General features: G+C 38.0%; 19 protein-coding genes. All 19 read right to left on the reverse strand.

The annotated features are described in order from the left end of the window. Positions 1-85 precede the first annotated feature (85 nt). The gene (gene rbfA, locus AC1Q51_RS06260) at positions 86-442 is read right to left on the reverse strand and encodes a 30S ribosome-binding factor RbfA (RefSeq protein WP_000776437.1); all 357 of its coding nucleotides are present in this window, start codon (positions 440-442) and stop codon (positions 86-88) included. Positions 443-457: 15 nt separating this feature from the next. After that, positions 458-739, reverse strand: a complete 282-nt coding sequence (locus tag AC1Q51_RS06265; RefSeq protein ID WP_000634349.1) for a DUF503 domain-containing protein — start codon at positions 737-739, stop codon at positions 458-460. Beyond that, complete coding sequence (gene infB, locus AC1Q51_RS06270) at positions 736-2,802, reverse strand: translation initiation factor IF-2 (protein ID WP_000036347.1); 2,067 nt, start codon at positions 2,800-2,802, stop codon at positions 736-738. The genes AC1Q51_RS06265 and infB overlap by 4 nt, the downstream gene beginning before the upstream one ends. A 4-nt stretch (positions 2,803-2,806) precedes the next feature. Continuing rightward, positions 2,807-3,118: a YlxQ family RNA-binding protein gene (locus AC1Q51_RS06275; protein WP_001286522.1), complete on the reverse strand. Its 312-nt coding sequence runs from the start codon at positions 3,116-3,118 to the stop codon at positions 2,807-2,809. Further along, positions 3,119-3,391, reverse strand: coding sequence for an RNase P modulator RnpM (rnpM, locus tag AC1Q51_RS06280; protein WP_000071125.1), 273 nt, complete (start codon positions 3,389-3,391; stop codon positions 3,119-3,121). Between the two features lie 11 nt (positions 3,392-3,402). Next, the gene (nusA, locus tag AC1Q51_RS06285; RefSeq protein ID WP_000102598.1) at positions 3,403-4,509 is read right to left on the reverse strand and encodes a transcription termination factor NusA; all 1,107 of its coding nucleotides are present in this window, start codon (positions 4,507-4,509) and stop codon (positions 3,403-3,405) included. Positions 4,510-4,526: 17 nt separating this feature from the next. Then, positions 4,527-4,997 (reverse strand): ribosome maturation factor RimP, encoded by a 471-nt coding sequence (gene rimP / locus AC1Q51_RS06290; protein ID WP_000359095.1) that lies wholly within the window; start codon positions 4,995-4,997, stop codon positions 4,527-4,529. A 333-nt stretch (positions 4,998-5,330) separates the two neighbouring features. Next, a complete protein-coding gene (locus AC1Q51_RS06295) occupies positions 5,331-9,632 on the reverse strand; it encodes a PolC-type DNA polymerase III (RefSeq protein WP_053563760.1) in 4,302 nt (1,433 codons plus the stop codon). Between the two features lie 124 nt (positions 9,633-9,756). Beyond that, the gene (locus AC1Q51_RS06300; protein ID WP_090977191.1) at positions 9,757-11,457 is read right to left on the reverse strand and encodes a proline--tRNA ligase; all 1,701 of its coding nucleotides are present in this window, start codon (positions 11,455-11,457) and stop codon (positions 9,757-9,759) included. Positions 11,458-11,566: 109 nt separating this feature from the next. Further along, the gene (gene rseP, locus AC1Q51_RS06305) at positions 11,567-12,823 is read right to left on the reverse strand and encodes an RIP metalloprotease RseP (protein WP_001090233.1); all 1,257 of its coding nucleotides are present in this window, start codon (positions 12,821-12,823) and stop codon (positions 11,567-11,569) included. A gap of 17 nt (positions 12,824-12,840) precedes the next feature. Continuing rightward, positions 12,841-13,983 carry a 1-deoxy-D-xylulose-5-phosphate reductoisomerase gene (gene dxr, locus AC1Q51_RS06310; protein WP_000790379.1) on the reverse strand — a complete coding sequence of 381 codons (1,143 nt, stop codon included), beginning with the start codon at positions 13,981-13,983 and terminating at the stop codon, positions 12,841-12,843. 23 nt (positions 13,984-14,006) lie between these two features. After that, complete coding sequence (cdsA, locus tag AC1Q51_RS06315) at positions 14,007-14,798, reverse strand: phosphatidate cytidylyltransferase (RefSeq protein ID WP_000813592.1); 792 nt, start codon at positions 14,796-14,798, stop codon at positions 14,007-14,009. Positions 14,799-14,815: 17 nt separating this feature from the next. Continuing rightward, complete coding sequence (uppS, locus tag AC1Q51_RS06320) at positions 14,816-15,592, reverse strand: undecaprenyl pyrophosphate synthase (RefSeq protein WP_000971296.1); 777 nt, start codon at positions 15,590-15,592, stop codon at positions 14,816-14,818. Between the two features lie 85 nt (positions 15,593-15,677). Continuing rightward, positions 15,678-16,235, reverse strand: coding sequence for a ribosome recycling factor (gene frr / locus AC1Q51_RS06325; protein ID WP_000531505.1), 558 nt, complete (start codon positions 16,233-16,235; stop codon positions 15,678-15,680). A 2-nt stretch (positions 16,236-16,237) separates the two neighbouring features. Then, positions 16,238-16,960, reverse strand: a complete 723-nt coding sequence (gene pyrH / locus AC1Q51_RS06330; protein WP_000042669.1) for a UMP kinase — start codon at positions 16,958-16,960, stop codon at positions 16,238-16,240. Positions 16,961-17,026: 66 nt separating this feature from the next. Further along, positions 17,027-17,914, reverse strand: a complete 888-nt coding sequence (gene tsf, locus AC1Q51_RS06335; protein ID WP_001018577.1) for a translation elongation factor Ts — start codon at positions 17,912-17,914, stop codon at positions 17,027-17,029. Between the two features lie 103 nt (positions 17,915-18,017). Then, the gene (rpsB, locus tag AC1Q51_RS06340) at positions 18,018-18,719 is read right to left on the reverse strand and encodes a 30S ribosomal protein S2 (RefSeq protein WP_000111485.1); all 702 of its coding nucleotides are present in this window, start codon (positions 18,717-18,719) and stop codon (positions 18,018-18,020) included. Between the two features lie 348 nt (positions 18,720-19,067). Next, positions 19,068-19,847 carry a GTP-sensing pleiotropic transcriptional regulator CodY gene (gene codY / locus AC1Q51_RS06345; protein ID WP_492331455.1) on the reverse strand — a complete coding sequence of 260 codons (780 nt, stop codon included), beginning with the start codon at positions 19,845-19,847 and terminating at the stop codon, positions 19,068-19,070. Positions 19,848-19,924: 77 nt separating this feature from the next. Continuing rightward, positions 19,925-21,316, reverse strand: coding sequence for an ATP-dependent protease ATPase subunit HslU (gene hslU, locus AC1Q51_RS06350; RefSeq protein WP_000550085.1), 1,392 nt, complete (start codon positions 21,314-21,316; stop codon positions 19,925-19,927). Positions 21,317-21,327: the final 11 nt, after the last annotated feature.

The following is a 21,327-nucleotide window of genomic DNA, read 5'->3' on the forward strand; positions in this document are numbered from 1 at the left end:
TATGTTCACCTCATCATAATTCTTTCGTAGTAAATATCCAAAACTTATTTTGCATTGAAAAAATGGATAGACAAATGTCTATCCATTATTCTTCACGTTTACCGTCTTTATTAATTTCATGTAAAAGTGTATCAATTCGATGACCATATCCGATAGACTCATCAAACTCAAAGGTAATTTCCGGTGTTTTACGAAGACGAATACGTTGGCCAATTTCTGAACGAATAAAGCCTTTTGCCTTCGCTAAACCTTTTAACGTATTTTCTTTCTGTTCTTCGTCACCTAAAACAGAAATATATACTTTGGCAATTTGCAAATCACCACTCACTTGTACATCTGTTACTGTAACAAATCCGATACGTGGGTCTTTAATTTTACGACTAATGATGTCGCCTAATTCTTTTTTCATTTGCTCGCCTACACGGTTTGCACGTAATTTCATAACTCTTCACCTCATTCAATACCATTCCAATTGTGTTATCGTACGTTCAATTTCAGGAAATGAATCGATGTACTCCAGTACACGATTCATTTCTTTTTCACAGATAACACGATTTGAGGATACGGAAACAATCGCAATTTCTGTACGTTGCCATACATCTTGATGCCCAACTTCAGAAACAGCTACATTATAGCGCTGTTTCACACGAGTTAGCACTCGTTGCAAAATTGCCCGTTTCTCTTTTAAAGAATGCACATCGTAAATCATACACTCGAATGAGAGTGAAGCGACAATCATCGCTTCACTTCTTCCATAACGTATGCTTCAATGATGTCCCCTTCTTTAAGGTCATTATATCTCTCAATTGTAATACCACACTCATAGTTTTGTGCAACTTCTTTTACGTCGTCTTTGAAACGTTTTAACGTATCAAGTTGTCCTTCAAAAATTACGATACCATCGCGGATAATACGAACGCCACTATCGCGTGTAATTTTACCGTCAATTACGTAACAACCTGCGATTGTTCCAACTTTTGTTACCTTGAATGTTTGACGAACTTCCGCTTGACCGATTACTTTTTCTTCGAATTCTGGATCCAGCATACCTTGCATTGCTAATTCAATTTCTTCGATTACTTTGTAGATAATGCGGTGTAAGCGAACATCAACGTTCTCTAATTCAGCTGTACGCTTCGCGTTCACATCCGGACGTACGTTAAATCCAATTACAATTGCATTAGATGCAGAAGCTAAAATGATATCAGATTCTGTAATCGCACCTACACCAGTGTGAATGATTTTAACTTTTACGCCTTCAACATCAATTTTACGAAGTGACGCTGCCATCGCTTCAACAGAACCTTGTACGTCTGCTTTTACGATTAAGTTGATTTCTTTTACATCGCTCTCTTGGATTTGTTGGAATAAATCTTCAAGGCTTAATTTAGATTTCTCACCACGTTGTGCAACTAACGCTTCTTGTGCACGTGATTCACCGATTTGACGAGCTTTCTTCTCATCAGCGAATGCCATGAAACGATCTCCAGCCTGTGGTACTTCATTTAAACCTGTAATTTCAACAGGAGTTGATGGACCAGCAACTTTTACACGACGACCAATATCACTTACCATTGCACGAACACGTCCGAATGAAGTTCCAACAACGATTGGATCTCCAACTCGAAGTGTACCGTTTTGAACTAATAATGTCGCGATAGTTCCTTTACCTTTATCAAGCTGTGCTTCAATTACAGTACCCGTTGCATAACGATTTGGGTTTGCTTTATATTCTTCTACTTCACTTACAAGAAGAATCATCTCTAGCAAGTTGTCAATTCCCTCGCCTTGGATTGCAGAAATTGGTACGAAAATTGTATCTCCGCCCCAAGCTTCTGGAACTAATTCATATTCTGTTAATTCTTGCATTACACGATCAGGATTCGCCGCTGGTTTATCCATTTTATTCACAGCAACAATAATTGGTACTCCAGCTGCTTTTGCATGGCTAATCGCTTCAACTGTTTGAGGCATAACACCGTCATCAGCTGCAACAACAAGGATTGTAATATCAGTTACTTGCGCACCACGAGCACGCATCGTTGTAAATGCCGCGTGACCAGGCGTATCTAAGAATGTAATTTTCTTATCATTTACTTCAACTTGGTATGCACCAATATGCTGAGTAATTCCACCCGCTTCGCCAGCAGTTACTTTTGAATTACGAATTGAGTCAAGTAATGTTGTTTTACCATGGTCAACGTGTCCCATAATCGTAACAACAGCTGGACGCTCTTTTAAGTTTTCTTCATCATCTTGCTCATCAATGAATGTTTCAAACTCAGTTTCACTTACAACTACTTCTTCTTCTACTTCAATACCGTAATCAGTAGCAATTAACTCAATTGTATCTTTATCCAAGTCTTGGTTAATTGTTGCCATAATTCCAAGCATGAAGAGCTTTTTAATAATTTCAGATGGCTCTTTACTTAACTTTTTAGCAAGTTCACCTACTGTAAGGCTTCCAGAGAAAGTAATTTTATCTGGTGTTTCTACTATTTGCGTTTGTTGTCTTCCAGCAAAGTTATCTTGACGTTTGTCTTCATTTCCTTTGCCTTTTTTCTTTTTCTTATTGCTGTTCTTTTTACTGCGAACAACTTTCTCTTCTACTTCAAACTCATCTGCAACAGAAGGTTTTTCCGCTCCAGTGTTATATTCATTATCTAATTTATTTACTACTTCATCTTCTAACATTGTCATATGATTCGAAACCTCGATATTCATCTCTTTAAGTTTTGTCATAAGATCTTTACTTGAGATATTATTTTTTTTTGCATATTCATGTACTCGAATTTTACTCATACCTTCACCCCCGGTAATTTGTATCGAGCATGCTACGTAGCTTTTTCGCAAAGCCTTCATCTAACACAGCTACAACGACTCGCTCGTCTCTCCCAATCGCATGCCCTAATTGTTGTCGATTTTCGACTTTTTTCATTGGTACGTTGTAGTACGTCGTTTTATCCGTGATACGTTTAGTAGTGTTCGCTGACGCATCTTCAGAAAGCAATACGAGCTTTGCTTTACCACTTCGTACTTCTTTTAAAACGAGTTCTTCACCCGAAATGATTTTTCGAGCGCGATTTGCTAGTCCTAAAAACGATTTCCAATCGGACACTTATTTCGACTCCTTCTCAACAAGCTCAAGAAGCTCTTCGTACAGAGAACTGTCGATTTTCGCTTTTAGATGATGTTCCAAAATGTTTTTCTTTTGGGCTTGCATAATGCATTCTTTATCTTTTGACAAATATGCACCTCGTCCTGATTTTTTTCCAGATAAATCAATAGACACTTCGCCCTCTTTGGAACGAACAATGCGAACGAGCTCTCGTTTTGATTTCATCTCTTGCGTCGCGATACATTTTCGTAACGGAACTTTTCGATTGCTCATACTCATCACCTCTATTCGATTTCGTCTTCAACTGAATCGAATCCGAATGCGATTACGCTATCTTCTTCTGTTACAATTCCAAGTTGTTTCGCATCAGACTCACTTTTAATATCAATTTTCCAGCCTGTTAATTTAGCTGCAAGACGCGCATTTTGTCCACGCTTACCGATAGCTAATGATAGCTGGTGGTCTGGAACAACAACAGTTGTTGCTTTTTCATCTTCATCTACAAGTACTTTAACAACTTGTGATGGGCTTAAAGCATTTGCAACATATTCAACTGGATCATTTGACCAGCGAACGATGTCAATCTTTTCACCTTTTAGTTCATCTACAACACGTTGTACACGTTGTCCTTTCGGTCCTACGCAAGAACCAACTGGATCAACATCAATGTTTTCTGCATGCACAGAGATTTTAGAACGATCTCCTGCTTCGCGCGCTACAGAGCGAATTTCTACAGTTCCATCATAAATTTCTGGAACTTCCATTTCGAATAAACGTTTTAAAAGACCAGGATGTGTACGTGATACGTAAATTTGTGGTCCTTTTGTTGTCTTTTCTACTTTTGTAATAAATACGCGAATACGATCATGTGGCTTATATTGCTCATTTGGCATTTGCTCACTTACAGGTAATAAAGCTTCTACTTTACCTAAGCTTACGTAGATGAAACGAGCATCTTGGCGTTGTACAATACCAACCATAATGTCTTCTTCACGATCACTAAATTCTGAGTAAATAACACCACGTTCTGCTTCACGAACTCGTTGTGTTACAACTTGTTTTGCAGTTTGCGCTGCAATACGACCAAAATCTTTTGGCGTTACTTCAATTTCTAGTACGTCGCCATCTTGGTAGTTTGGATTAATTTGTCTTGCCTCTTCTACAGAGATTTCAAGACGTGGATCAAACACATTATCAACAACGTCCTTACGTGCTAAAACTTGAATTGTTCCCACTTCTGGGTTAAAGCTCACACGAACGTTTTGTGCTTGGTTAAAATTGCGTTTATAAGCAGAGATTAACGCTGCTTCAATCGCATCAATAATAATATCTTTACTAATACCTTTTTCTGACTCTAATACGAGCAAAGCATCTAACAACTCAGTGCTCATGAAGATCCCCCTTCTTACTAAAACGTAACAGCAAGTCGCGCATTTGCAACTTTATCCATTGGAATTTGGATTTCTTTTTTACGTGTTTTAATTGTTAATAGTAGTGTAATTGTAGTACCGTCGTAGGAAAGTAACTTTCCTTCAAACATCTTTTCGCCATCAATCGGCTCATATGTTTTAATTGCCACTTGTTTTCCTACCGCTTGCTGGAAGTCTTTCTCTTTCTTTAATGGGCGTTCTGCTCCAGGAGATGATACATCCAAAAAGTAAAGGTGAGGAATTGGATCCTCTTTATCTAAAGCTTCGCTTAAACGTTCACTTACCGCACCGCATTCTTCAATGTCGACTCCCTTTTCAGAATCGATGAATACGCGTAAGAACCAGTCTTGTCCTTCTTTCACATACTCTACATCTACAAGTTCAAGATTTAACTCTTCAACGATTGGCTGCGCAAATGCTTCTACAACTTCTGTGACTTTCTTATCCATAAACAGCCTCCTTCCTGCCGCCATGTACCATTTACAAGAAAAGATCCCGTTCATAAAGACGGTCTATCTTATTCTTTCTCGTTAGCTAACAAAAGCCCCTGCCGTTAAGCAGGGAATATCTGTCTTAGTATTACCAAATTTAAGAAGTAAAACTTGTAACAAAATATGTATATACGACAGAAATGTCTTTACTATCTACATGAATAAAATGTAGATAGTAACACGAAAGAGTGGGTTTCCCCACTCTCTTTTTCACAAAATATACATGACATGGTTATCTCGGTTTATAGTATACCACAGCAAATATTGATTTGCAAAGACTTTTCCTACCTATTAGAACAGTGATAATTGGTTTTGATCCGGCAAATCTCCTAAACAACCTTGGCTATCTAAATACTCAATAATTGTTTTCGAAACCTTACTTCGTTGCTGTAAGTCTTCTTTTGATAAGAAGTCTCCATTTTTGCGCGCTTCCACAATACTTAAGGCTGCGTTCGTACCAAGACCAGGCACTGCATTAAACGGAGGGATTAATGAGTCTCCATCAATAATAAATTCCGTTGCATGCGAACGGTATAAATCAACCTTTTGGAATGAGTATCCACGCTCGCACATTTCAAGCGTCATTTCTAGTACCGTTAATAAACTTTTCTCTTTCGGCGCTGCATCCAATCCTTTTTGAGCTATTTCATCAATTTTCACACGTATGGATGCTGAACCTTTCGCCATCGCCTCTACATCAAAATCATCTGCACGGACTGTAAAATATGCCGCATAGAATAAAAGTGCAAAATGTACTTTAAAGTATGCGATACGCACAGCCATAAGTACGTAAGCAGCCGCATGGGCTTTAGGGAACATATATTTAATCTTCTTACATGAATCAATATACCAACCTGGTACATTATTACCTTTCATGTCATCTTCCCATTCTTCCGGTACACCTTTACCTTTACGAACCGACTCCATGATTTTGAAGGCTAATGATGGATCTAAACCTTGATAGATTAAATATACCATGATGTCATCACGACAACCGATAACTTCACTCAGCGTACATGTACCGTTATAAATTAACTCATTTGCATTACCCAGCCATACGTCAGTACCATGTGACAGCCCAGAAATTTGGACCAATTCTGAGAATGTCGTTGGTTTTGTCTCTTCTAACATCTGTCTTACGAATTTCGTACCGAATTCTGGGATACCAAGTGTACCTGTTTTACAGTTAATTTGTTCTTCCGTTACCCCTAACGTTTCTGGACCAGAGAAAATTTTCATTACCTCTGGATCATCCGTTGGGATTGTTTTCGGATCAATACCACTTAAATCTTGTAACATACGAATAACGGTCGGATCATCGTGTCCTAGTATATCAAGTTTCAATAAATTATCATGAATCGAGTGGAAGTCAAAATGCGTTGTTCTCCACTCAGCACCAATTGAATCAGCAGGAAACTGTATTGGGGAGAAATCAAAGATATCCATGTAATCTGGCACAACGATTATACCACCTGGATGCTGTCCAGTTGTACGTTTTACCCCTGTACATCCCGCTACTAAGCGGTCAATCTCTGCATTCCGAATTGTTAAATTGTGATCATTTGCATAACCTTTTACATATCCATAAGCTGTTTTTTCCGCAACTGTACCAATCGTTCCAGCACGGTATACATAATCTTCACCGAACAGTACTTTCGTATAGTTATGGGCACGTGGTTGGTATTCCCCGGAGAAGTTCAAATCGATATCGGGTACCTTATCTCCTTTGAATCCAAGGAACGTTTCGAATGGGATATCATGTCCATCTTTTACATATGCCACATTACATGTCGGACAATCTTTATCTGGTAAGTCGAAACCAGAGCCTACCGAACCATCATTAAAGAATTCAGATTGCTTGCATTTTGGACAGACATAGTGTGGTGGTAATGGGTTTACTTCTGTAATTTCCATCATCGTTGCAACGAACGATGAACCTACTGAACCACGCGAACCTACTAGATATCCGTCGACTAACGATTTTTTCACAAGCTTATGTGAGATTAAATAAATAACGGCAAACCCATGTCCAATAATACTTTTCAATTCTTTTTCTAAGCGAGCCTCTACAATTTCTGGTAGTTCTTCACCATATATACTGCGTGCCATTTTATAACTCATATCACGTGTTTCATCATCGGCACCCTCAATTTTCGGTGTATATAGATCATCTTTTACCGGACGAACATCACCAATTAATGACGCAACTTTTTGTGTATTCGTTACAACAACTTCTTTCGCTTTGTCCTCACCTAAAAATGAAAAACACTCTAGCATTTCATCAGTTGTACGGAAATGTACTGGCGGTAATGAATGTCGATTTAACGGATTTGCCCCGCCCTGTGAACTAACTAAAATTTTACGATACATTGCATCTTCTGGATCTAAGTAATGCACGTTCCCTGTAGCGACAACTGGTTTATCTAACGTCTCACCTAGTTTTACTAAGTTAGAGATAATTGTTTTTAATTGTCCTTCATCTCGAACGAGTTCACGCTCTACTAAATGACGCAACACCTCTGGAGGCATTACTTCAATGTAATCATAGAACTGTGCAATTTCTTCTACCTCTTCAGGAGCTTTTTGCATCATTGCCTCAAATACTTCACCTTTATCACAAGCCGTTCCTACTAAAATTCCTTCACGGTATTTTTTTAATAGTGACCTCGGTACTCGTGGTACACGGTAAAAGTAATTAAGGTGAGAATATGAAACAAGTTTATATAAATTTTTCAACCCAACATCTGATGTGGCAAGTAACGTCATATGACTTGGACGGCCACGCTTATACGCATCCCCTTGTCCCATGCTATCATTTAATTGATCGTGATATTCAAATCCCTTTTCAATTACATCTTTCAACATTTTCACAAGTAAATATCCCGTCGCTTCTGTATCATAAATCGCACGGTGATGTTGCGTTAATTCAATATCAAGTTTTTTACACATCGTATTTAATCGATGATTTTTCATTTCTGGGAATAAGAATCGTGCAAGTTCTAACGTATCAATAACGGGGTTATTCGTTTTTTCTAACCCAGCCTTTTTAAAACCTACGTTAATAAAGCCCATATCAAAGCTTGCATTATGGGCAACAAGTGTATGGTCACCCATCCATTCCTCAAACTTTTTAAACACTTCGTCCACTTCTGGTGCATCAGTTAACATATCATCTGTAATACCTGTTAATTCAATAATCGTCGCTGATAATGGTTGATGTGGATTTGCGAAAGATTCAAAGCGATCAATGATTTCGCCACCCTTTACTTTTACGGCAGCCAACTCAATGACTGTGTCGTATACAGCTGATAAACCTGTCGTCTCAACGTCGAAAACAACATACGTTTCCTCTGCAAGTAAACGATGCGCCTCGTTATACGCTATCGGTACACCATCATTAACTAAATTCGCTTCTACACCGTATATAACTTTAACTCCAGCTTTTTTCCCCGCAGAATATGCCTCCGGGAACGACTGAGCCACAGCATGGTCTGTAACCGCAATAGCTTCATGTCCCCATTTACCAGCTTGGGCAACAAGTCTAGAAACAGGAGTAACAGCATCCATTTGGCTCATCGGAGTGTGAAGATGAAGTTCTACACGCTTTTCGCCTTCTGGCGCTTTATCTTTACGAGACGGCCCTGTTATTTCATTAATATCATTTGCAATCATTACTAAATCTCGAACGAATGTATCGTTTTGAACAGAACCACGCGCTTTCACCCACATTCCTTTTTTCAAGGATTGCAGCATTGGAATATCTTCTTTGTCACGCGAGAACATTTTGATCATAATAGAATCCGTATAATCCGTTATTTTTAAAGTTAATAACGTACGCCCACTACGAAGCTCTTTTGTTTCTACATGGAAGACATATCCTTGAACCGTTTTTCTTCTTTCTTCATCTTGAATTTCTCGCATCGGTGTAATCTCTTCATCCGGCTTAATAAGATACCCGAGTGTAATCGGTCCTTCATGCACAACGCTGCTTTCTTCAGCTTGCTTCTTCGCCATTTCTTCCATAGCTTGTATAACACGCTCGCGGTCTTCTTGCTGCGTTTGCTCACGAAACTTTTGCATTTCTTCTGCATTTTGCTGTATATGTGTGTCTAACTGGAAACGCGGGAATCCAAAAGCTTCGTATTGATCCCCCACTGGTTTCGCAACGTTTTTCTTTAAAGCAGTAGACTCCAGCTCATTATTTACATTTATTAACAACTTCACTCCATTCACCTGCGGAAGTTGCTTCTTTAAGTACGCGAACATGGGTGAAAATGTAATTCGTTCCGTACAAAGTGGCCAATACGCCCTTACTTCTTCTTCTGTAAATTGTTTATTCTCTGTTTCTAATGCAAATGTTGTTCTTGCAATATGAGAAAATGATTGCTTAAGCTTTGTTTCTAGCAATTCATATAATTCTGTAGGCAAAATACGTGGCACTTGTAAATCAAAATGCCAACTTTTATTCGCTTTATCAATAACGAGCCTTTCAATACCACCGCCTTGTAAATATTGATTTATAAGGTCGTCTGGTATTTGCAACTGCTGGAGCAAAATTTGAAATCGCTCTTGTTGTTCATTTGTTAAAGACATAAGCACTCTCCTTCCATTTGCTATTATAAATTGAAACGTACTACAAAGAAAGATTTCTTCCTTCTTCTTTTACAAAATACGTTTACAAAGAAAGAGAAGGTACCCCATTACGAGGTACCTCTTCTTATTTTAAAATATTTGCAATATATGTTTGAAGTTCTTCTACTTTTACTTCTTCAGACTCACCTGTAGCACGTACTTTCACTTCTACAATACCTTCGTCTGCTTTTTTACCAACTGTAACGCGAACTGGAAGACCGAATAAATCTGCATCTGCAAACTTAACACCTACACGTTCTGCACGATCGTCTAATAACACTTCATAGCCTTGTTCTTGTAATGAGTTGTAGATATTTTCACCCATTTCACGTTGTGCATCAGATTTCATATTTACTGGAATTACATGCACATGGAATGGTGCTACAGCTTTTGGCCAAACTAAGCCGTTCTCATCGTTAAACTGCTCTGCAATTGCTGCCACTGTACGAGATACACCGATACCGTAACAACCCATAATAAGTGGTTGTGTTTTTCCGTTTTCATCTAGGAATGTCGCGTTCATTGCTTCACTATAACGAGTTCCTAATTTGAATACATGACCAACTTCAATTCCGCGTGCGAAAAGAATTGTTCCGTTTCCATCTGGAGATTGGTCTCCTTCTTGAATGAAGCGTAAATCTGTATATTGACTTACTTTAAAGTCACGTTCTGGATTTACATTTACATAATGGAATCCTTCTTCGTTCGCTCCTGAACATCCGTTAACAATTGATGCTACAGCGTGATCAGCAATAATTTCAATATCACCTGTTACACCAATCGGCCCTAATGAACCAATTTCACAATTTAATAATTCTTTTACTTCTTCATGAGAAGCAAGCTCAACAACTGAAGCGCCGTATACATTTTTCACTTTCACATCGTTTACTTCGTGATCACCACGAACAAGTACAACTACTAATTTCTCATCTACTTTAAATACCATAGACTTAATGCACTTGTCAGCTGCAATGTTTAAGAATGCAGATACTTCTTCAATTGCTTTTTGGTCTGGTGTTGCTACTTTTTCAAGAGCTTTTTCTGCTTCGTCACTCTTCGTATACGTATCTACAACAGGAGCCATTTCGATGTTTGCTGCATAATCAGATGTGTCAGAGTATGCAATTGTATCTTCACCAACATCAGATAATACCATAAATTCATGTGTATCTTTTCCGCCCATTGCTCCAGAATCAGCAATAACTGCACGGAAATTCAAGCCACAACGAGCAAAAATGTTAGAGTATGCTTTATATAAGCGATCGTATACTTCATCTAAGCTCTCTTGTGTAGCATGGAAAGAGTATGCATCTTTCATTAGAAACTCTCTTCCACGTAATAAACCGAAACGAGGTCTTTGCTCATCACGGAATTTTGTTTGAATTTGGTATAATGTTAACGGTAATTTTTTATATGATTTCACTTCATCACGCACAAGATCCGTAATTACTTCCTCATGTGTCGCTCCTAATGCGAATTCACGAGCGTTACGATCTTTCATACGCATTAATTCAGATCCGTATGAATACCAACGACCTGATTCTTGCCATAATTCTGCAGCTTGCATAGCTGGCATTAATAATTCTACAGCTCCTGCACGCTCCATTTCTTCTCGAACGATACGTTCTACTTTGTGTAATACTTTTAATCCAAATGGTAGAAAACTATAAATACCAGAAGCATTTTGACGCATAAAACCTGCGCGAAGTAATAATTGATGACTCTTAATTTCAGCATCAGCTGGAACTTCACGTAATGTAGGACTGAATACCATACTTTGTTTCATTTATTTGCACCTCTTCATTTTACTCTTACACGCAGTAAAACCCCTCACCTCGAATTAGGTGAGGGATTTTATTCTACGAGCTCTATTTCATTATTAGTTTCATTCTATTTTACAAGAAAAACTTACGAATGTCATTCCATGTTACAACTAACATTAATAACATTAATAATGCAAAACCAATAAAATGAACCATTCCTTCTTTTTGACGGTCAATTGGTTTCCCTCGTAACGCTTCAATTAAGAAGAAGAATAAACGGCCACCATCTAAAGCAGGAACTGGTAATAAATTAAATAAACCAAGATTAATGCTTAGAACTGCCGCTAAACTTAGTACACGCGTAAATCCATAATCTACAACTTGATCTGTTAGATTATAAATTCCTACTGGACCTGACAACTCATTAATAGAAAATTGACCAGTTACTAATTTCACAAGAGATTCAAAAATTAGTTTCGTCCATTGGTACGTTTGTTCAAATCCTGATTTAATAGAACCCATTACTGTTTTCTCTACAGGAGAATAAACACCAATTCTACCAACTTCGTCTTTTCCTTCTTTATCAAGTGTTGGCGTTACTTTCACATTAAACTGTTCATTATCACGCTTTACTTGTAACGTAATTTCTTTATTCGGGTTTTCACGTACAATAGTAACAACATCTTTCCATGTACTTGTGTTTTTCCCATCAATCGCTTGAATTGTATCATTCTCTTTCAGGCCAGCTTGCTGTGCTGCACTATTATCCATCACTTTTCCGACCATTGGTTTGTCAATAGGAACCCCTTGTACAAATCCAAGAATCACAAAAATAACAAATGCTAAAATGAAGTTCATTGCAGGACCCGCAAAGATTGTTAAAGCGCGTTGACCCAATTTTTTAGAGCCAAATTGCCTGTTATATGGAGCAATTTGAATTTCTTCTCCAGCAGTAATGATGCGAGCCTTTTCATTCACTCGGAATGTTTGAAGCTCTTCCTCATACTCTTCATAGCCTGAAATCGTTAGATTATGCTCTAAATCAGCTTGTTCGACTTCAATAACACGAACATTTGGATATTTTTCATATCCATCAAAAACTAATTTCACAGCTTCGTCTTTTTCATTTAGCACAAGGCCAACCTTTTTCCCTGGCTTTAACTCAACTGTGTCTGCATCCTCGCCAGCCATTCTTACATAGCCACCCAGAGGCAGTAATCGAATCGTATACACCGTTTCATTCTTTTCAAATGAGAATATTTTCGGACCAAAACCAATCGCAAACTCGCGGCATAAAATGCCTGCTCTTTTCGCGAAGTATAGATGCCCTAGCTCATGGAAAAATACGAGTGCACCGAAAATTAATATAAAGGCAATCGCTGTATTCAATTCCATAACCACCTTTGCTAAATTTGTTCCATCACAAACCGTCTTGTGGCTGCATCAATTTCCAGAATTTCCTCTAAGCTCGGACGTGCAATGACATTGTGATGGTTCATTGCTTTTTCAATGAGGTCTTCCACTGTTAAGAAACCAATTCTCTTTTGTAAAAAAGCTTCAACAGCTACTTCATTTGCTGCGTTCATTACAGCTGGCATACTTCCACCAGCTTTTCCAGCTTCATACGCAAAACGTAAACAACGGAATCGTTCTTGGTCCATTTTCTCAAAATGCAACGTCCCTATTTCCCATAAGTTTAACTGTTTTGTGTCTGAAAGAGGCAATCTATCAGGATATGTAAGTGCGTATTGAATTGGTACTCGCATATCAGGTGAACCAAGCTGCGCCATTACACTACGATCTTCAAATTCAACCATAGAATGGATAATACTTTCTTTATGTAAAACAACATCGATTTGCTCATAAGGGATACCAAAAAGCCAATGTGCTTCAATTACTTCTAGTCCCTTATTCATCATTGTAGCAGAATCAATTGTAATTTTCGAACCCATTGACCAGTTTGGATGTCGAAGCGCATCTTCTACGGTCACATGATGCAATTCATCTCTCGTTTTATCACGGAAACTTCCACCAGAAGCCGTTATAATAAGACGAGAAATTCTTTTTTCATTTTCACCATTCAAGCATTGAAAAATAGCCGAATGTTCACTATCTACTGGAAGTAACGAAACATTATGTTTTCGCGCTGCTTCCATTACAAGATGTCCTGCAGTTACTAACGTTTCTTTATTTGCAATTCCAATTGTTTTTTTCGCCTCAATCGCACGAAGTGTCGGTAACAACCCTACGCTACCTACAACAGCATTTACTACAATCTCCGCATCTGGATGTAATGCTACTTCTAAAAGTCCTTCACTACCATATACAATTTTTGTATTACCAGAAACAGTTTGTAATTTTAAAACATCTTCCTCTCTTTGCACAGAGACGATTTGCGGAGAAAATTCTTGAATTACCTTTACTGCGTAGTCAATATTTTTCCCTACAGAAAAAGCAACGAGACGGAATTGGTCTGGGTGCGAGCGTAATACATCTAAAGTTTGTGTACCAATTGATCCGCTTGCACCTAATAAACTAATGTTTTTCATGACTCCAACCCCTCGTTCATTTATTAATTGTATTGTAATAAGAAGTAGAGAATTGGTAAAACGAATAACCAACTATCTGTTCGATCTAATATACCACCATGCCCAGGTAAAATTGTACCTGAATCCTTTACGCCATAATGACGTTTAAAAGCAGATTGTACTAAATCACCAATTTGTCCAAAAATAGAAATGATAATTGTCAGCACAATTAAAATTACTACATTCGATTCGACTGGGAAGAACACGTTGTAAACAAGTGCCACAATAATTCCACAAACGATGCCGCCTAATGAACCTTCAATCGTTTTATTTGGACTAATTTCTGGCCACAATTTTCTCTTGCCCAATGCTTTTCCTACGAAATATGCGCCTGAATCAGTAGCCCATATAACAAATAATGCACAAAACACATATTTAATTCCTAATATTCTCGTTTCATTTAAATATAAGAATCCCATTGCCACATATGTCGTTGCCATTAGTAAAAATGAAGCATTATCAAAAGTAAATGTATTCTTAGAAAGGACTGTATATGATAAAAGTAATAAAACAATCACAAATGTGATTTCCAATTTACCTAATCCAATCCATGTAAACAGTTCTGATGCACTACTTGGAATTAAAAGAATCCACAATAATACTGCAGCTAAAACTGTCGGTACTGAAATAAGCGTAAGCTTATTCATACGAATTAATTCATATAAACCTATAGAAGCAAGTGCATACACTAAAACCGTAAAAGGCACGCCACCGTATATTACGATGGGAATGAATAGCGCGGCAGCAACCACTCCAGTAATAATTCTCTGTTTCACTACCAAACCCTCTCTTTCTACACGCCTCCGAATCTGCGCCCTCTATGTTGAAAGTCAGTAATCGCATTTAGCAAATGTTCTTCTTTGAAGTCTGGCCAATACACATCTGTAAACCAAAACTCCGAATATGCAATTTGCCATAACATGAAATTACTAATACGTAGCTCTCCGCTTGTTCGGATTAATAACTCTGGATCGGGTAAAGAACTCGTCATTAAGTAGGAGGAAAGCATTTCTTCACTTACCTCTTCAGAACGAATTTTTCCTTCCTCATTATCTTTCATCATATGTTGCACAGCAGAAACGATTTCATCTCGACTTCCATAGTTTAACGCGAAATTAAGAATTAATCCCGTATTCTCTTTCGTATCTTCCATGGCTTTCTCCATCGCTCTGCGTGTATGCGTAGGAAGACGATCTTTTTGCCCTATTACTCGGACTTGTACGTTTTCTTCAATCAATTCTGGTAAAAATGTACCTAGAAATTCTTCTGGAAGCTTCATTAAATAATCAACTTCCTTTTTCGGTCTTTTCCAGTTCTCAGTTGAAAAAGCATAAAGAGTTAACACTTTCACATTAAGTTTACTTGCAAATTTTGTAATTTTCTTTACAACTTGCATACCTTCATGATGTCCCGCAATACGAGGCATTGCTCTCCTCTTTGCCCATCTTCCATTCCCATCCATAATGATGGCAATATGTTCTGGGATATATCCTTTTTTCACTTCTTCAACGAGATGATCAAACGATGTGTCCTTTTTACCTTTAAAAAAAGGAAAGTTTTTAAACATCATTCATACCCTCCAACAAGCAGACGTATGCCTAAAAGTGTAAAAAGACCCCCTTAAGAAGAGGGTCATATTTGCGAAGTTATCGCTATTACACTTCCATGATTTCTTTTTCTTTGTTTTTTGCGATTTCGTCAACTTTTGCAATATATTTATCTGTTTCTTTTTGGATATCTTCAGTATATCCTCTTAAATCATCTTCTGTAATCTCGCCAGCTTTTTCAAGCTTCTTAAGATCATCATTTCCGTCACGACGTACGTTACGAACAGCTACTTTTGCTTCTTCAGCATATTTTTTCACAACTTTAACAAGATCACGACGACGCTCTTCTGTTAATGCAGGGAATGCAATACGAATTACAGTTCCATCATTAGAAGGGTTTAAGCCTAAATCTGCTTTTAAAATTGCTTTTTCGATATCACCGATAGAAGTTTTATCATAAGGTTGAATTACAAGTAAACGTGCTTCTGGAACTGTAATGTTCGCTAATTGCACAACTGGTGTTGGTGCACCATAGTAATCAACTTGTACCTTATCTAATACAGACGAGCTTGCACGACCAGCGCGAACTGTTGCTAATTCACGAGAATAAGCAGCAACTGCTTTTTCCATTTTTTCATTTGAAGACTTCAATACTTGTTGTCCCATATTTATTTCCCCCTTACAACTGTTCCAATATTTTCGCCTAAAACGGCACGTTTAATATTACCTTTTTCCATAACTGAGAATACAATTAATGGAATATCATTATCCATACATAGAGAAGAAGCTGTAGAATCCATTACACCTAAACCTTCTTTTAATACATCTAAGTAAGTAAGCGTTTCGTATTTCGTAGCTGTTGGGTCAATAGATGGATCTGCGCTATATACGCCATCCACATTATTTTTTGCCATTAAAATAACGTCTGCTTCGATTTCCGCTGCACGTAATGCTGCTGTTGTATCTGTAGAGAAGTATGGATTACCTGTACCTGCTGCAAAGATAACAACACGTTTTTTCTCTAAGTGACGAACTGCTTTACGGCGAATGTAAGGCTCTGCCACTTGACGCATCTCAATTGAAGTTTGTACACGAGTTTGGATTCCAATATTCTCCAAGCTATCTTGAAGAGCTAATGAATTCATAACTGTAGCTAACATGCCCATGTAATCTGCTCCTGCACGATCCATGCCCATTTCACTTCCAATTTTCCCACGCCAAATGTTACCGCCACCAACAACAACAGCAACCTCTACATCAAGTTCTGCAATTTCTTTTACTTGTTCTGCAACTGACTTAATAACAGTTGGATTAATTCCAAATCCTTGCTCTCCAGCTAAAGCTTCTCCACTTAGCTTTAAAACGACACGATTATATTTCGGTTTACTCATAATGAACCTCCAATTGCTTACATCTTTATTTTAAAAAAGGGAACACAATGTGTTCCCTAATCTGTATTAGTTACTACCTTTTACTTGGTTCATTACTTCTTCAGCAAAGTTGTCTTCGCGTTTTTCGATACCTTCACCAACAGCGTAGCGAACGAATCCTTTTAATGTTCCGCCTTTAGACTCAACGAACTGACGAACTTTCATATCAGGGTTTTTAACGAATGCTTGGTCAAGTAAGCAAATCTCTTCGAAGAATTTGCCTAGACGGCCTTCAACCATTTTTGCAACGATTTTTTCAGGCTTGCCTTCGTTTAATGCTTGTTGTGTTAATACTTGACGCTCATGCTCAACTTCTTCAGCTGTTACAGCATCGCGGTCGATGTATTTAGGGTTAACTGCAGCGATGTGCATTGCAACATCTTTAGCAGCAGCTTCATCAGTAGAACCTTCAAGAACTGTTAATACACCAATGCGTCCACCCATGTGTAGGTAAGCGCCGAATGCATCTGCATCAGTTTTTGATACGATTTCGAAACGACGAAGTGTAAGTTTTTCACCAATTTTAGCGATTGCTTCATTGATGTGCTCTTCAACGTTTTTACCGTTTTCCATTGTTTGAGCCATAGCTTCTTCAACGTTAGCTGGTTTGTTAGTTAATAAGTGAGCAGCTAATTCTTTAATTAGTGCTTGGAAACCTTCGTTTTTCGCAACGAAATCAGTTTCAGAGTTTAATTCTAAGATTAAAGCGTCGTTACCGTTTGTTTCGATGAAAGTTAAACCTTCAGCAGCAATGCGGTCTGCTTTTTTAGCAGCTTTCGCAATACCTTTTTCGCGTAAGAAGTCAATTGCCTTCTCCATGTCGCCGTTAGTTTCTGTTAAAGCTTTTTTGCAGTCCATCATACCTGCGCCAGTTTTTTCACGTAATTCTTTTACCATTTGAGCAGTGATTGCCATATTTTTCATCCTCCTAAAATATGTATTTATACCTTTTATAAAGGTGTTTATACCTTAAAAAAGGTGATAAAAGGCCGAACCCCTTATCACCTTTCCAACTTTGTTACGCAGTAACAGTTTCTTCACCTTGTTTTGCTTCAAGGATCGCGTCTGCCATTTTAGATGTAAGAAGTTTTACAGCACGAATTGCATCATCGTTTGCTGGAATAACGTGATCGATTTCGTCTGGATCACAGTTTGTATCAACGATACCGATGATTGGAATGTGTAATTTGCGTGCTTCAGCAACTGCAATACGCTCTTTACGAGGGTCTACTACGAATAATGCACTTGGAAGACCTTTCATATCTTTAATACCGCCTAAGAATTTCTCAAGACGCTCTAACTCTTTTTTAAGTTGAACAACTTCTTTCTTAGGAAGTACTTCGAAAGTACCATCTTCTTGCATTCTTTCGATGTCTTTAAGACGCTTGATACGCTTTTGGATTGTTTGGAAGTTTGTTAAAGTTCCGCCTAACCAACGTTGGTTAACGAAGTACATACCAGCACGAGTTGCTTCTTCTTTAATAGCTTCTTGTGCTTGTTTTTTAGTACCTACGAATAAGATGTCTCCACCTTCAGCAGCGATGTCGCGCATCGTTCTGTAAGCTTCCTCAACTTTTTTCACAGTTTTTTGTAAGTCGATGATGTAGATACCGTTACGCTCTGTGAAAATGTAACGCTTCATTTTTGGGTTCCAACGACGAGTTTGATGTCCGAAATGAACACCAGCTTCAAGCAATTGCTTCATAGAAATTACTGACATAATATAGTTCCTCCTAAATGGTTTTTGATATCCTCCGTTTACTTCATCTCTAAGCGAAACTACAAACGTAGCACCAACACTTAAATCAGTAAACGTGTGTACTTTGTACTGACACCACTGCTTACTATATCATACTGAAATATTACAATCAAGTCGAAAATGCGAACAATGTAAAACTTTCTTTGTTCATACTCGAATTCTAGTATTACCAACCTTCATTTCTTTTAAGCAAAAAAGTAAAACACAATTAATAGTTTTCCCAGAAAACACGCTTATGGCACTTTTCACAAGCGCCATCAATCCATTGCACAAAAAAACTCTCCTCGATCGAGGAGAGTTTTTTATAAATTAGTTTGTTTTTAATTTAGCAAGTTCCTGTAGAAACTTGTCGTTTAGCACTTTAATGTATGTTCCTTTCATACCTAAAGAGCGAGACTCAATTACACCAGCACTTTCTAATTTACGTAGTGCATTTACGATTACAGAACGAGTAATTCCTACACGATCAGCAATTTTACTTGCAACAAGTAAACCTTCTATTCCATTTAATTCTTCGAAGATATGCTCAATTGCTTCTAACTCACTGTAAGATAATGAGCTGATCGCCATTTGAACAACAGCTTTACTACGTGCTTCCTCTTCGATTTCTTCTGCTTTTTCACGTAAGATTTCCATGCCTACAACAGTTGAGCTGTACTCAGCAAGGATTAAATCGTCATCTAAGAACTCTTGACCAAGACGAGCTAATACTAAAGTACCTAGACGCTCACCACCACCAACGATTGGTACGATTGTAGTTAAACCTTGACCAAATAATTCTCTGTTTTCTACCGGGAATGCTGTGTAAGCACTGTTCACATCTAAGTTTGAAGATGTTTCTGTAATGTTGAATAAGCTTTGTGTATATTCTTCTGGGAATTGACGTTCTGCAAGCATTTGCTTCATGCGTTCGTTTTCGATTTGTTGGTGAATTGCATAACCTAGTAATTTACCACGACGACTAACTACGAATACGTTTGCTTCGATTACTTCACACATTGTGTCAGACATTTCTCTAAAGTTTACAGGCTTCCCTGCTGCGCTCTGTAATAACGCATTTAATTTTCTTGTTTTTGCTAATAATTCCATTTCAAAAGTTCCTCCTACATGTTACTCACATATTTTTTCATCACTTGGAAACTAGGGCGAGTCACCTGATGACACTATTACAAAATAAACTGGCTCACATCTTTATTTTTAGCAATTGTTGCTAATTTCTCCTCAACGTATTGAGGGGTTATCGTTATTTTCTCTAACGTAATTTCAGATGCTTCAAACGATAAATCTTCAAGGAGCTTCTCCATAATCGTATGAAGTCTTCTTGCTCCAATATTATCTGTATCCTGATTAACTTGATAAGCAATCTCAGCAATCTTACGAATAGCTTCGTCTGAAAATTCAATTTCTATACCTTCAGTCGCTAATAATGCCATATATTGTTTAATTAACGCATTGTCAGGCTCGATTAATATTTTAACAAAATCGTCTGTCGATAATTTTGTTAATTCTACTCGAATCGGAAATCTCCCTTGCAATTCCGGAATTAAATCCGACGGTTTAGACATATGGAACGCTCCAGCTGCAACGAATAAAATATAATCCGTTTTTACTGATCCGTATTTTGTCGCAACATTCGACCCTTCTACAATTGGCAAAATGTCACGTTGCACACCTTCACGTGATACATCTACGCTATTCGACTGCTTACCAGCAATTTTGTCAATTTCATCGATAAAAATAATCCCGAGCTGTTCAGCACGATAAACAGCCTCTTGTGTAACTTCATCCATATCAATTAAGCGCTGTGCCTCTTCATTTGTCAAGAGTTTTCTTGCTTCTTTTACAGAAAGTTTACGTTTTTTTGTTTTTTTCGGCATAAAACTCCCTAACGCATCTTGGAAATTCATTCCCATTTGCTCCATGCCAGTTCCTTGTAACATATCAAACATTGACGACTGTTGCTCAGTCACTTCAATCGATACAATCTCTTCTTCAAGAAGCCCTGCAGCAAGCTTTCTCTCCACATCTTGACGTTTCTTTTCGATTTCACCATCTTCTTGTGTATCAGACGTTTGACTCGAATTTTGAGCGCCCCCAAAAAGCATCTCTAATGGATTTTTAAATCCAGATTGCTTCTCCGGACTCGGTACTAAAATTTCAACAAGACGTTGATTCGCTTGCTCTTCTGCTTTATCTTGAACTTTCACTACCATTTCTTCTTTTACGATACGAACCGATGTTTCCACAAGGTCACGTACCATCGACTCTACATCTCTACCCACATATCCAACTTCTGTGAATTTTGTAGCCTCAACCTTAATAAAAGGTGCTCCAACGAGTTTCGCCATTCGTCGTGCTACCTCTGTTTTCCCAACACCTGTCGGTCCAATCATCAAAATGTTTTTAGGTGCTATTTCATCACGTAAATTTTCAGCTAATTTACTGCGACGGTATCGATTTCTCAACGCTACAGCAACCGCTTTCTTTGCGTCTTTTTGACCGATGATATATTGATCTAATTTTTCCACAATTTGGCGCGGAGTAAAATGTAAATGCATATAAAATGCCT

The sequence above is a fragment of the Bacillus sp. MT94 genome, assembly GCF_058792475.1.